11 protein-coding genes are annotated in these 13,799 nt (G+C 64.2%); 5 read left to right on the forward strand and 6 right to left on the reverse strand.

Going from position 1 to position 13,799, the window contains the following annotated elements; translation table 11 throughout:
• Window positions 1-187: 187 nt before the first annotated feature.
• The 5 genes from C7450_RS30000 (at window position 188) to C7450_RS30020 (ending at window position 8,740) form a co-directional block, all read left to right on the forward strand.
• Window positions 188-2,767 carry a glycosyltransferase family 2 protein gene (locus C7450_RS30000; RefSeq protein ID WP_110378177.1) on the forward strand — a complete coding sequence of 860 codons (2,580 nt, stop codon included), beginning with the start codon at window positions 188-190 and terminating at the stop codon, window positions 2,765-2,767.
• A 115-nt stretch (window positions 2,768-2,882) separates the two neighbouring features.
• A complete protein-coding gene (locus C7450_RS30005) occupies window positions 2,883-5,375 on the forward strand; it encodes a glycosyltransferase family 2 protein (protein WP_110378178.1) in 2,493 nt (830 codons plus the stop codon).
• Between the two features lie 36 nt (window positions 5,376-5,411).
• Complete coding sequence (locus C7450_RS30010; RefSeq protein WP_210206579.1) at window positions 5,412-6,119, forward strand: class I SAM-dependent methyltransferase; 708 nt, start codon at window positions 5,412-5,414, stop codon at window positions 6,117-6,119.
• Window positions 6,116-7,321, forward strand: a complete 1,206-nt coding sequence (locus tag C7450_RS30015; RefSeq protein WP_110378180.1) for a glycosyltransferase — start codon at window positions 6,116-6,118, stop codon at window positions 7,319-7,321. Before C7450_RS30010 ends, C7450_RS30015 begins: the two co-directional genes overlap by 4 nt.
• A 129-nt stretch (window positions 7,322-7,450) precedes the next feature.
• Window positions 7,451-8,740 (forward strand): hypothetical protein, encoded by a 1,290-nt coding sequence (locus C7450_RS30020; RefSeq protein ID WP_146227590.1) that lies wholly within the window; start codon window positions 7,451-7,453, stop codon window positions 8,738-8,740.
• Window positions 8,741-8,767: 27 nt separating this feature from the next.
• Here C7450_RS30020 and C7450_RS30025 read toward each other — a convergent pair whose 3' ends face one another.
• The 6 genes from C7450_RS30025 to C7450_RS30050 form a co-directional block, all read right to left on the reverse strand.
• A complete protein-coding gene (locus tag C7450_RS30025; RefSeq protein WP_110378182.1) occupies window positions 8,768-9,733 on the reverse strand; it encodes an NAD-dependent epimerase/dehydratase family protein in 966 nt (321 codons plus the stop codon).
• Window positions 9,734-9,747: 14 nt separating this feature from the next.
• The gene (locus C7450_RS30030) at window positions 9,748-10,068 is read right to left on the reverse strand and encodes an EthD family reductase (RefSeq protein WP_110378183.1); all 321 of its coding nucleotides are present in this window, start codon (window positions 10,066-10,068) and stop codon (window positions 9,748-9,750) included.
• A 68-nt stretch (window positions 10,069-10,136) separates the two neighbouring features.
• Window positions 10,137-11,429 (reverse strand): TRAP transporter large permease, encoded by a 1,293-nt coding sequence (locus C7450_RS30035; protein WP_110378184.1) that lies wholly within the window; start codon window positions 11,427-11,429, stop codon window positions 10,137-10,139.
• Window positions 11,430-11,433: 4 nt separating this feature from the next.
• Entirely contained in the window at window positions 11,434-11,964 is a 531-nt protein-coding gene (locus C7450_RS30040) for a TRAP transporter small permease (RefSeq protein ID WP_110378185.1), read from the reverse strand.
• A gap of 55 nt (window positions 11,965-12,019) precedes the next feature.
• Window positions 12,020-13,009 (reverse strand): DctP family TRAP transporter solute-binding subunit, encoded by a 990-nt coding sequence (locus C7450_RS30045; RefSeq protein WP_170147521.1) that lies wholly within the window; start codon window positions 13,007-13,009, stop codon window positions 12,020-12,022.
• Window positions 13,010-13,078: 69 nt separating this feature from the next.
• Window positions 13,079-13,798, reverse strand: a complete 720-nt coding sequence (locus C7450_RS30050; RefSeq protein ID WP_210206580.1) for an SDR family NAD(P)-dependent oxidoreductase — start codon at window positions 13,796-13,798, stop codon at window positions 13,079-13,081.
• Window position 13,799 lies beyond the last annotated feature (1 nt).

Genomic DNA, 13,799 nt, shown 5'->3' on the forward strand with positions numbered 1-13,799 from the left:
CGGCTGAGGTTCTCGCGCCAGACATTCTGGCCGCCCGGCCTTTCGCAGGTGAACCTGCGCGCCAGGCACTTCTGCGAGCCAGGCACTTCTGCGAGCTTGGAATTGCCCGGCACAATCTTCCCGGATCGAGGGGCGATGCCGACGCGCCATTCTTCCCCGGGCCGCCGCCCACTGAGTGTCCGTGCACGTGCGATCCCCTCTGCTGTCATCGCGTCATTCTCTGCTTCTGGGTTCGAGCAGCCGCAGCGATTTCGCGCTCCACGCGCTCGACGCCTATCAGCGCGGCGACCATATTCGGGCGCTCGCCCTGATCGACCGATGCTGCCGCGCCTTCGTGCCAGACGCCGAACACTACCGGCTGCGCGCCGCCATCAACGAAGCGCTCGGCGCCGTTGATGCCGCCGAGCGGGATCTGGCCAGTGCCCTCAAGCTGACGCCCGATGATCTCGCGCTTCGCGCCCATTGGCTGCGGGTGCTGATCGACAAGGAGAGCGAGCGGGATTTCGCAGCGCTTGCGGCGGGCATCTTCCGGGATGACCGCGCGGACATCCATGCGGCTGTGGTCGCGCGCGCCTTCGCTGCCGGCGAAACGCCTCACACAGGGCGCCATTGGCTTGATGGCGAGACGATTGTTCTTCATTGCCTGTGGCGGGGGGAGAAGACGATCGCCCTCACGCTTCGCTATGGCGACGGCCGGAAGGACAGCCGCGCGGACAACCAGGAGCATCTCATCGACGTTTCCGGTCAAGCCGCGGAGAACTATAAGGGGGCCTTCGACTACAGCATGCGAACCAGCCTGCCTTGGCCCGACGGTGCAGACCGCTGCGCGTTCTTCTGGCCATCCGGCGAAGCCGTGGCGCCGCCGATCCTGCGGCCAGTTGTCGAAGGCAAGCGCGGAGACGCGAGGGAAACGACAGCCGCAATAGCAGCTGAGGCGACGCCCCGTCCCCCCCGCCGGGCCAAGCGTGAAGCGCCTGTCACCGTGTTAATCCCGGCCTATCGCAATTTGCCCGCCACGCGGGATTGCATCGAGGCCGTGCTGCGCGAGCCCGGGCACGGCAAGCGCTACGATGTGATCGTCGTCGACGATGCAAGCCCCGAACCAGAACTTTCAGCCTATCTGCGGGATCTTTCAGCGGCCGGCAAGATCAGGCTCCTGGCGCATGCGCGCAACATGGGGTTCATCGGCGCCGTCGAAACGGGCCTTGCCGAGACCACGACGAGCGACGTCATTCTCCTCAACGCGGATACCGTCGTGCCGACAGGATGGCTGAAGCGGCTCCGCGCAGCCGCCTATGCCGCCGACAACATCGGCACGGTCACGCCCTTGTCCAACAACGGTGATCTCACAAGCTATCCCGTCCCCTTCGGCGAGGCACCGATGCCGGAGCCGGACTATCTCGCGCTGATCGACGCCACGGCGGCGCGTGTGAACGCCGGTGGGATCGTCGACCTGCCGAGCGGTATCGGCTTCTGCTTCTACATCAGGCGAACATGCCTCCGCGCCCTTGGCTTCTTCGGCAGTGACTTCCTCACGCACGGTTATTTTGAGGACGTGGATTTCTGCCTGCGTGCGGAGGAAAAGGGCTTCCGCAATGTCTGCGCCACTGACGTCGTGGTCGGGCACCTTGGCTCGGCCTCCTATCTGGATGCCAAGCGTGGCCTTGTTCTGCGCAATCAGGCAGAGACGCTGCGGCGCTTCCCGGACCTCAGGCGCCATACCACCTGGTTCATGGAGACGGATCCGCTGGCGACAGCCCGCCATCGCATTACCGAGGGGCTGTGGCCGGACGTCGTCCGCGCCCATACCGCCGTTGTCTCGACATGTGTCGATACGGCCGCGGGCGAGGAACTGCTTCGCAACTTGCAAGAGTTGCAGGGGCTTGAGGAGCCGCTGGAGGAGGCTTGGATTCACATCGCACCGGAAGAGCACGGTGCGGTCACGACGCTGGCCGTGAAGGTGATGGGGATGGTCGGCCGTCTCCCCATCGCGCTGCCGCTTCCGGCCAGCGAAAGCGGACGCCTCGAGGCCTTGTTGCGTACAGCCGGCGTCAAGCGCATCATCGTCCTGGCGGGCGAGGCGCCATCGCCGGACGTGCTCGCGATCGCCGAACGGCTGAAAGCGGAGGTGGATGCGGTTCTCGTCGAAGCGCCGCAGACGGCGGGCGACCTGGACACCGCTCTCACGGCATGGTCCGACCTTCTGGCGCGTGCCGGGCCTATCGTGCCGGGCTGCGCGGCCTTGAGGGACGCACTCGCGGCCCATGGCAGGGAGCCCGTCCATGCGCCCCTGATGACCCTGGAACGCGCGCCCCCCGCGTCGAGACCTGCGGCCGGCCGGCCCGACGATCCTTTGGCGATCGTACCGCTGGACGACGGCCCGGCCGCCTTTGCGCTCGTGCGCGCCTTGGCGCTGAAGCTCAACCAGGCCGGCCGCGACACACCGCTGCTCGTCGTCGGCGAGACCCTGGACGACGCAGCGTTGATGCGTCTTGGCAATGTGTTTGTCCTCGGCAAGGTCGACCCGCAGGAATGGAGCGCGATCGTCGCCACCTACCGGTCAGCCGGCGTTGTCGTGCCGTCGCGGCGGCTTTTGTTGGCGGATTCGCGGATTTCCATTCTGGCGGGGCTCCCCGCGCCAATCGCGGCATTCTCCCAGGGCCTGTTCGCCGAACTGGCCACCGGCCCGTACGACCTTGCCCTGCCCCCCGATGCCGGAGACGAAGCGGCGGCGGCCGCGATCGGCACCTGGCTGGCGCATTTATGATGCCGGTTTCTTCAATACGCCGCAATGGCTTGGCATTCCGCTGGAAGCTATCCGTAATCATCGTCACTATAGCTTCGGCAGACGCCAGCATCGAAAAAGGTATATGTAGCAGCGCATGGAACAACCCAACCGCGACGAGGCACCGGACTCGGTGAGTGAGCAGGATGCTGCCAGCGCGCGGATCGTGCGCCGGGTGCAGCGGATCACCCATGAACCGGCCGCGATGCGGGAGGCGCCAGCGCCAGGGATCGCCCACGTGCTTGAAGCCCCGGCGTTCCAGGGCGACTTCTGGCAGCTCGGCGACGGACTGTTCGGGGGATGGGCCTTCGATCCGCGCCATCCGGAGCGCAAACTCGCCGTCGAATTGTGGCTCGATGGAACGGTGACGTCGCTTGTCCGGGCCGATCTGTTCGTACCGGAACTGCGCGAGGCGGAAGGAACCGACGGCTGCCATGGTTTCGCGACGAGCCTGAAACTCTCCTCGCTCGCCCATACCCGGCAGGTTTCGGCCTATGTGGCCAACACGGATCATCACCTCGGCACCGTGCATCTGCACAGTACGGGCTCCTCCCGGCCGGTGAAGCCGGAGGATATCGCGGGTTCCGTCCGCTGGGTCGGCGGGATCCGTGTCGTCGGCTGGGCGCGTGATCGCGTGCATATCGAGCGGACCCTCACCGTCTCGCTGTTCGAGGGCTCGCGCCTGCTGGCGGAAGTGCCCGCCGACATGTGGTACGAGCCGGGGCCCGACGAGCCGCTCGCGCCAGGCCGTCACGGCTTCGATGTGACCCTGCCCCTGGAACTTGCCGATGGGCGCTTGCACGAGATCCGTGTTCTGACCGAACGTGGCACGGAACTCGCGGGCAGCCCGATTGCGCTGCTGACGCTCGGCAGCGGGATCGAGCAATTCGGCCTCGCCGATAGCGAGACTTCGTCCAAGGACGCGGTGGAACGCCTCGCCTATCTCGAACGGCTGATGCCCAGTTCGCTGCCGCTCACGAGCTACCCTGACTGGCGTCGCGCCTACGCGCCAAAGGCTCCGGAACTCGCCGAGACGCCCCGCATCGCCGCCGTGGTGTTCGGCCCTCCGGAGCAAGCCGACGAAACGCTGCAGAGCCTCGATACGGCCTCGGCGCCGCTGTGGACCGCCGTGGCGCTGGAAAGCCTCACGGTGGGCGGGGTAGAGGCGTGGCGCGAGGCGCGTGCCCATCTCGTTGAAGAGGGCAGCGAGATCATTGTCGTGCTGAAGGCCGGCAGCCGCGTTCATCCGGCGGCTCTCGCCGCGCTCGCCGCCGCGATGGTTGGGCCGGACAAGCCCGCCCTTGTCTATAGCGACAGCGAGATCGCCCTGGCGGACGGCACGCTGCTGCCACGCTTCAAGCCGGCCTTCGACAAGGAACGGTTCCTCGCCCAAGGCTATCTCTGCGATCTCGTTGCCTTCGATGCGGCGCTGCTGCCTGAGCTCGACCACGACGAAAGCGTGAGCGACTACGGCGTTGTGGCGCAGGTCCTCGCCGGCGCACTCGCCGCCGAACGACCGATCGGCCATCTGCCGGAGGTGCTCGCCACAGTGCCGGCAGGGTCTACGGAGGCTGACGCCGACGCCCTTGTGGCGGCCCTGCCGCCGCTCCTCGACCCCGAGCGCGAGACCCATGTCATGGTGCGCGAGGGTCTGCTGTTCCCCGCGATCCGCGTGCGGCCGGCGGTCGACCCCGACGCGCTCGTCAGCATCCTCATCCCGACGCGTGATCGCCTTGACCTGCTGCGGCCTTGCGTGGAAAGCCTCTTCGCGAAGACCGCCCATCCCGCTTTCGAGATTCTGATCGCAGACAATGATTCACGGGATGAGGACACGCTGGCCTATTTTCGCGAGCTCGCCTATCGCGGCGTCCGCGTCCTGCCGGCGCCCGGACCGTTCAACTATGCCCGGATCAACAACGCTGCGGCCCGCGCGGCGAACGGCCGCTATCTCCTCCTGCTCAACAATGACACGGAGGTTGAGGATCGCGATTGGCTCACGGCACTGCTCGAGCCGGGAAGCGCCGCCGATGTCGGCGCGGTCGGCGCCAAGCTCCTGTGGCCAAGCGGGCTTGTCCAGCACGGCGGCGTGGTCCTTGGCTCGCATTTCGGCGCCGCGCACGCCTTCAATGAACGCCAGGGCGACGAGCCGGGTTACGACGAGCTTCTGCAGGTGACACGAGAGACAAGCGCCGTCACGGCCGCCTGCCTCCTCGTCAAGCGAAAGGACTATTTTGCAGTCGGCGGGCTCGACGAGCGGCTGTTTCCTGTCAATTTCAACGACGTGGACCTTTGCCTCAAATTGCGGGCGATCGGCCGGCGCAATATCTGGACCCCGCACGCCGCCCTCCGCCACAAGGAATCCGCAAGCCGCGGGCAGGATGCCAATGCGGAGCGTCAATCCCGGACCCGGCGTGAGTTGAATGCGCTGCGTCTGAAATGGGGAGAAACACTGGTTGCCGATCCGCTCTACTCTCCGTGCCTCAACCGGGATGCCTATCCCTACACGGGGATCGCCTGGCCGCCGCGGGAACGGGCGCTGCGCCGGAACCTGCCACCACAACCCAACGCGATGTTCAAATGGCTCAGCTAACCATGCAGGCCCGGCCCACAAGCAGTGGGGGCATCCATGAGTGACGATAAGGTCATGCTCCTGGAGGATACGGCGGCACCCCGCATGAAAACCGTGCTGCACGTGGGGTGCGGCATGCCCAATCCACGCAAGCTGCATTCCCATTTCCGCCGCCCCGGCTGGCGGGAAATCCGTGTCGATATCGACCCCAACGTGGAGCCGGACGTCGAGGCCGACATCTGTGATCTCTCGGCCTTCGCCGACGGCAGCGCCGATGCGGTCTGGAGTTCCCACAACCTCGAGCATCTCTACGATCACGACGTGCCCGTGGCGCTGCGGGAGTTCAAGCGCGTCCTCAGTCCCACCGGATTTGCACTGCTGACGATGCCCGATATCGAGGCGATCGCCCAGCTCGTCGTGGAGGGCAAGCTCGACGCGGTGGCCTACCAATCCCCGGCCGGCCCGATCACCGCACTCGACATGATGTTCGGCCACCGCCGCTCGGTCGCCGCCGGCAATCATTTCATGTCGCACAAGACGGCTTTCAGCCGGGATCGTCTCGGCCATCTGCTGGTCGATGCGGGCTTTCCGCGCGTCGTGGTTGCACATGGCAACAGTTTCGACCTCTGGGCGATCGCCATGCAAAAGGACGCTCCGTCCTATCTCGACCATGTTTTCGAGGACCCTGCAGACAAGGCGGCGGCGCCAGCCGCCCCTGCCGCAAAGGCAGCCGGAACCGAAGGCCAAAAGGGTTCGCTCTCTTGAAGATTTTGTTCGTCCATCAGAACTTCCCAGGCCAGTTCGGCGGGCTCGTCGACCGGCTTCTCATGGACGGCGCCGATGTGGCGGGCATCGGCGCGCGGGAATTCCACCGCAGCGGCATTCGCTACCAGCGCTACGGCGCGCCAATGGTGCATCAATCCAACGATCTCTCGATCGATGACGCCAGCGGACGGCTGCGCCGCGCGTCCGCGGTGGCAGCCCAGGCGCGGCTTTTGCAGCGCGCGGGCTTTGAGCCCGACGTGATGATCGTCCATAGCGGCTGGGGCGAAGCCCTTTACCTCAGGGATATCTTTCCGCGCGCCAAACTCGTCTGCTATTGCGAATTCTTCTATCACCGCTCGGGCACCGATATCGGCTTTGATCCGGAATTTCCGATCGAATCCCTCGATATCCTGCATCGACTGCGTGTCCGCAACGCCTTCGAGCTCGCCTCGGTCGACGATGCGGTGGCCTGCATTTCGCCGACCCTCTGGCAGCGATCCACCTATCCGGTCGAACTGCATTCGAAGATCGCGGTCCTGCATGAGGGGATCGACGTGTCGGGCCTCGTCGCCGACGAGGCCAGCGTGGCCCAGTGGCGCCTGAAACTGGGCATCCGACGCCAGGCGCCGATCATCACCTACGTCGCGCGCTATCTGGAGCCGCATCGCGGCTTTCACATCCTCATGCGCGCAGTGCCCATTCTACAGTCGCTTGTTCCCGATGCCCATATTCTCGTCATCGGCGCGGAGAAAGGTGGCTACGGCCCCGCCCCGGCGAACGGCCAGACCTGGAAAGAGGTCCTTTTACAGCAAAATGGCTGGGAAATAGACCACACACGGCTCCATTTCCTGGGCAACCTCCCGTTCCGCGACTATGTCGCTGTCGCACAAATGGCACAGGTCCATGTTTATCTGACCTATCCCTTCGTGCTCTCCTGGTCGGCTCTCGAAGCGATGGCCAAGGGGCAGGCCATCGTCGCGTCCGACACTCCACCCGTGAGCGAATTCATGACCCACGGAGAAACCGCCCGGCTCGTAAACTTCTTTGACAGCGAAGCCTTAGCGCGGGCAACTGTGGATCTTTTGCAGGATCGAGAGCAGCGTGAATATTTGGGACTGGCCGCCCGGGACCTCATAAGGAAGCGTGGGCTAGACCGGGCCGAGGCTAGCCAGAAGCTTGCCCAATTCATCCACCAACTCTGAGAGACGGTTTACGTCTATGTTCATTGCCCATCGATTGATACGCTATGCTCGTGTTCCATACGATTCGCATATCTGCTGGATGTCTGGCACCGACCACGCTACACCGGCACCATGTCCATAGACAGCGAGATGATGTCAGAAAGCTTCAACGGTTGGGAGCGCTGGTGCAAGCGCCTGACGGCCGATACGCCTCCCTCTGTCGACGAGGCGACGGAGTTTTGCCTGTTCGCCCGCCAGTGGTTGCCATCACTCCTCATGCGAGCCGCCATTCGCCCGGGCCTGGTGCCGGTATCGCCTGTGCGCCATGGGGCAAGCGACCAGACAAAAGCACCGCCGGGCCTGCAGGACATCGCCGAATTGCTGCGGGATCGCGCCGAGGCGCTCTCCGCCGAGCGCCCGGACGTGGCCCGTCTGATGTGGCAAGGTGCCAAGACGCTCGACGCGCTCATCGACGCCATCGTGCAGAAGGGTCAGCAGGGCGAGGAACAGCCGCTTCTCCAGACGCTCGCGCGTGCCCTTCCCGCCAGGACAGGCGACCGTTCCAGGGACGAACTGCAGACCCATCACCCTCTTTCGCAGGGCCCCGACGAAGAAAAGGTCTATCTTCGCCAGAAAGTCGACAGCCTGATCGGCGCGCTCACCGAACAGGCCGCGCTCCACGGCGGACTTGCCGAGCGGGTGAAACTTGCGGAAACCCGCGCCAAGGCTGCCGAAGCCGAGGCGAAGCGGTTGCACAAGACGCTCGCCTCCCTCAAGATCAATCCAACCGCGGAGCCGTCCGCGGAGGTCGTCGCGTCGCTGCGCGATGCCTTGAGCCTTCTCAAGGACGAGCGCAAGAAGCGCGACAAGAGCGAAGAGCGCGAGCGGACCTTGCGCAACGCGCTGGAAGAGGCACGCATCGAGCAGGCAACACGGGCAGCGCCGGCCCTTCAGCTCGAGGCTTTGGCCCAGCTGCCCCGCAGCGCGGTCCCGCAATTGCCCGGCGGCACGCCGGTCCAGCCCGCGCTTCGTTCCTCCGCACCGGTCTCTTATCCCGAGGCGGATCGGCTGCCGGCCAGCCCTCCCTTGCCGACGGTATCGAGCGACCCCGTCAAGCCGCCAGCGGCCGCGACCCGGCGCGTGGTGCGGGAAGCGCCCGAACCGTCAGCACCGGGCCACAGCCCACGCCCTATGCGCAGTTCCGAGCAGATGGTGGCGGCGTATCGTGCCGAGCGCACCACCGACCGGCCCCAAACCGGAGCGGCCAGAATAGACGTCGTGAGCCGGGCGCCGGCTGTCCCGGCGGCCCCTGCCCCGCGCCCGCCGACGTCCCATGCCACATCCCATGCGGTGTCCCACGCCGCGCCGTCGCAGGCGTCCCGGACACCTGTTCGCGACAACGGCACGCGCATCCGATTCATCACATCCGAGGATGTGTGATCGCAATAGCCCCCTGAAGGATCGACCTCAGGGGCGCGACGCGAGATAGGCGACCGAGTCCTGCAGGCTATAGGCCGCGGCAAAGCCAAGCTCCGCCTGCGCCGCAGTTATCGAAGACGGGGCTGGCCGCTGATGCGGAAAGCCGGCGAAACCGGACGTGACGTTGACCCGCAAGTCGACAGAAAGCGCGGGATAGATTTTTCGCACCACATCGCAGACATCGTCGAAGCTATACCACAATCCGTTTGCTATGTTGTAGACTAGGCTATGCAAATGCGAGGCATCGAGCGCCGCCACATTCGCACGCGCGCAATCCCGGGCGTCGACGAACTCTTCCCGGCCGGCCCACACAAGCAGCGGGTCCTCGATGCGCGCGGTGCTTCCGGCGCGGCCTGCCGACAGCAGCACCGACAGCAATCGATCCGGCACACTGGTCGCCACATCCGCATTGGCGCTCAGGACGGCACCATAGCGCAGGATCGCCACATCGACGCCGTAGAGATCACCATAGAGAAGCGCGATATGCTCCGCAGCCAGCTTCGTTGCTGCATAGAGACTCGCCGGCCTTTGACTAACGACGCGGAGCGCCAAGTCTTCCTCGATGGGATCGGGCCCATGAGTCCCGAAGCACGTGTATCCGACCGTCGTTGAACTCGCGATGACAACGCGTCTGACCGCACAGGCACGCGCGACCTCCAGGACATTGGTCGTTCCCACCGTATTGACCATCACGCCACGCACGGGATCGCGGCGGATGGCCGTGGAGAGCAGAGCTGCGGTGTGAACGATCGCCGTGATCCCCTGCGACCGCACAAGGCGTTCGAGCGCGTCGCGATCGAGGATGTCGCAGGTCACGATCGCAAGGTCATCCCGGGAAAGATCCCCCGGATCGACAGCGCGGACATCGGCCACGATGACCCGGTCCCCGCGGGCAGCCAGGAGGGCGGCCGTCCTGAGACCGACGACACCACCTCCTGTGATGAGAACGGCCATGACAGATCTCGTTGTTATGTGCGCTCGTCAAAGACAAGATGATAGACGCGCCCCTGAAACAGAGACATGTTTTCAGCAATCGTCTTGCGAACGATCTGGCGCGTCTCGCTGGCGAGCGCGGCGTCCATCTCGGCAAGACTATCGAAATAGAGATCGAAGATCATATAGACATCCGGCGCACCGGCCTCGGGCACCGCGATTTTTCTCAGCTTGACGTCACGCAGTCCGGGATAGGTGCGGATGGCCGCCAGCACCTGCTCGCCCATGGCGCGGTCGAAAGCGTCTTGATGCTCCGGGGCGACATGCCCCTCGAGCACGGCAGATCGTACAATCATGGAATGGCTCCGATCGATGGCGGCAGTAGGCAAGCTCTGGCGAGGCAGTCCGCTTGCCAGACGGATCTCTATTGAAAGCCGAATAGATGCGGGAGGAAAAGGACAATCTGTGGGAAAAGAACGAGGATGAACATGACGACCGTCAGCGGCACGCAGAACATCCAGATCTCGCGGTTGATCTCCCGCATCGGCACTTTGGTCAGCGTCGACAATACGAAGAGGATCAAGCCGTACGGCGGCGTAATGACTGCAATCATGAAGTTGATGATCGCAACGACGCCGAAATGCACGGGATCGATGCCGAGCGCATGGACGGACGGCAAGAGAACGGGCACGAACACCATCAGCATCACGGCACCGTCGAGCACCGTGCCGAGGATAAGGAACAGCACGTTCACCAGCAGCATGAACTGCAGCGGCGTCAGTTCCATCGCGGTGATCCACGCCGCCATGTTGCTGGCCAGTCCTTCGTTCGTAATGGCGTAGTTGATAATGAAGGAACTGATGATCAACATCATCACCACGGCCGATTGCCGCGATGATTCAAGGAAAACCGCAAGAAGCGACCGTGGGTTCAAGTTGCGGTAGACCACGATTCCAAGCAGCATCGCCCACAGGGCGGCGACCGAGGCGGCCTCCGTTGGCGTGAAGATGCCGCTCCAGATGCCACCGAGCAGCACGACGGGGAGCGTCAGCGGCACCAGGGCGCCGGCAATCACCCTGAGCCGGTCGCCGCGCGCCACCTCCCCCGCGCGTGGCAGGTTCCGCCGATGCGCGATGATCGAGATCAGGATGCTGAGCGACAGTGCCATCAGGAAGGCCGGCACGATGCCGGCGAGAAACAGCGCCCCCACGGACGCGCCGGAAATGACCGCATAGAGCACGAGCGGGATGGACGGCGGCATGATCGGGCCGAGCAGAGAGGCACCCGACGCCACCGCCACCGCAAGGCCGCCGGGGTAGTGGCCCTGGCGGCGCATCATGCTGATCGCCACCATGCCCGGCCCGGACGCTTCCGACACCGCGCTGCCGGTCATCGACGACATCGCCACATTCATCAGCACGGTGACATGTCCATGGCCACCGCGCAGCCGCCCGACCACGAGATTGGCCGCCGACCACAGACGCTCCGAAATGGTCGCGGCATTCATCACATTGGCCGCCAGGATGAACATCGGCACCGCGAGCATCGCGTTCATGCCCATCATGTTGTTCAAGGTCTGGTCGACCAGCAGCCCCACGTCCTGGTGGCTCGTCCAGAGATAGACGATGCCGCTTCCGAACATGGTGAGGACGACGGGAAGGCGCAGGAGCGCGCCCGCCACGAAGGCCACGCATAAAACGATCAGGCTGGTGCTCATCGTCTCAACCGATCACGTTCGAGGTGGCCGCGAGGTCTGACGCGCCGACATGCTCGCGCCAGTTGGGGCCGCAGAATTCGACCAGTTGCGCAATGAGACGCACCACGACCATGACGATGTAGATAATGAAGCATGAGAAAACGATATCGAGCCGTATTTCGAGCACATCCGTGCGCTCACGCCAAAGAAAGAACACGTAATCGACGATCGTCGGAAAGGCCGCTGCAAATATGAGGGCAAAGACAAGCCGTCCGATGATCCCGATGATCCGGCGCGTCCGGGGAGAGACCATGTCCCAGAGGACGTCGAAGGCGACATGGTCGCTGGCCCGGACGACGAAGGCATCCGTGAGAAACGTGCACCACAGCAACAGCAGGATCGTGACCTCATCGGTCCACATCAATGGCCGATGAAAGAGATAGCGCATTGCGATCCCCAGGATGAAGACCGCGAATATCCCCGCAAACATCAGTCCGGAGATGATCTCGGCGACGCGGCGGACCTTTTCCGTAGCGCGTAGTATACGCCCTTTCATCGCGCGCTCCTGCTGCTTTACTTGATGATGCAATGCTCGACACGTCAAACCGATGTCACTTGATCGCTTCGATCTTGTCCTTCAGGCCCGGCTGCCACTTGGCTTCGTAGCCTTCTTCCTTGTAAAGCCTGGCGGCATTGGCCCGGAACAGCGCGAGATCAGGCTCGGACACGACGATGCCGGCCTTCTTGAAGCCTTCGATCGCGGCCTTCTCGTCGTCGACCGTCTTCTTCACCTCGATCGCGGTGGCTTCCTTCGCCGCGGCGCGCAAGGCCTTCTGCTGGTCGGGCGTCAGCTTGTCATAGGCACTCTTGGAGATGGCGATGAAGACAGGCTGCACGATATGCTGGGTCAGAACGATCTCTTTCGTGACTTCATTGAATTTCCAGTCACGCGTCATATTGGCCGGATTGTCCTGCCCATCGATGGAGCCGGTCTGCAACGCGAGATAGACTTCCGTGATCGGCATGGCGAGCGGCGTCACGCCCATGGCGCGCGCCAGGGTCTGGAAGGCCGCGCCTGGCGGCATGCGCAGCTTCACACCGGCGAAGTCTTTCGGTGTCTTGATGTTTTTCACATCCCGCAGGCCGACCTGGCGGGTGCCGAGATAGGCCGTGTCGAGAATGACGAGCCCCATCTTGTCGGCGACCTTGGCGTAGAACTCTTCGCCGATCGGCCCGTTGAAGACCTTCAGCATATGTTCGGGATCGCGGAACACATAACCGGAGCTGAACACGCCGTATTCCGGCAGCTGCGCCTCGATCTCGAAGGTGACGGGCGACGCCATCTCCAGATTGCCGCGCTGCATCGCCGGCAATTCTGTGCCTTGCCGGAACAGGCTCGACGCCGGATGCACCGATATGTCGAGTGCGCCGGGAAAGGCCGCATCCAGCTTCTGCTTGATCTGGCGGAAGGCATCGGTCAGCGGCGAATTATCGGGCGCAGCCGTCGACATGCGCAATTGCGTGGCCGCCTGCGCCACACCAGCGGTGCCTGCAGCCATGATCGCGCAAGCAACAGCGAAAGCTTTCGGAAATTTGAACATGGAGTATCCCCTCATTCTTATCGTGACGCGGACGACGATCCGCGAAGATACCGATTGCTCGACGTAACCCTATGGACCAAGACCACCCAGTGACTTCCCGCCATCGACAAACAACGTCTGCCCTGTGATGAAACGCGTGGCGGGATTGGCGAGGAAGGCAATCGCTCCGGCGATGTCGTCCGGATCCGCCGCCATCCCGCTCGGCTCCAATGCCTGCGCCTGCGTATACTGCTCCGGCGGCATGCTGCGTGTCATCGGCGTATCGGTGAAGCCTGGCGCCACCGAATTCACCGCGATCCGGCGCGGTCGCAGTTCCATCGCCATTGCGCGTGTCAGGCCGATCACACCGGCCTTCGACGCGACATAATGAGCGAAGTTCGTGCCGCCGATGGCCGCGCGCGAAGACACCGTGACGATACGACCGCCTCCGGGCATGCGACGCAGCACCGTCTGCGCCGCCGCGAAGACGCCGAGCAGATTGACATCCAGCATGAGGCGGAAGTCGTCCATGGTGATGTCTTCAAACGCCCGCGGCTGGTATATCCCGGCAACGCAGACGAGTGCTCTGATCTCAGGATAGTCCGCCATCGCCCGGGCGATCGACGCCTGGTCCCGCACATCGACCGTATGGACGGTGATGTGGTCGCGGCTCGCAGCCAGATCGTCCAGCCGCTCGCTGTCGCGATCGGCCGCAGCCACGTGAAACCCGTCATCGACAAGGCGCAATACGGTCGCCCGGCCTATACCCGACGCACCGCCAGTGACGAAAGCGACCGGCCGCGCCTCCACC

This window comes from Chelatococcus asaccharovorans (assembly GCF_003201475.1).
Taxonomy (GTDB): Bacteria; Pseudomonadota; Alphaproteobacteria; order Rhizobiales; family Beijerinckiaceae; genus Chelatococcus; species Chelatococcus asaccharovorans.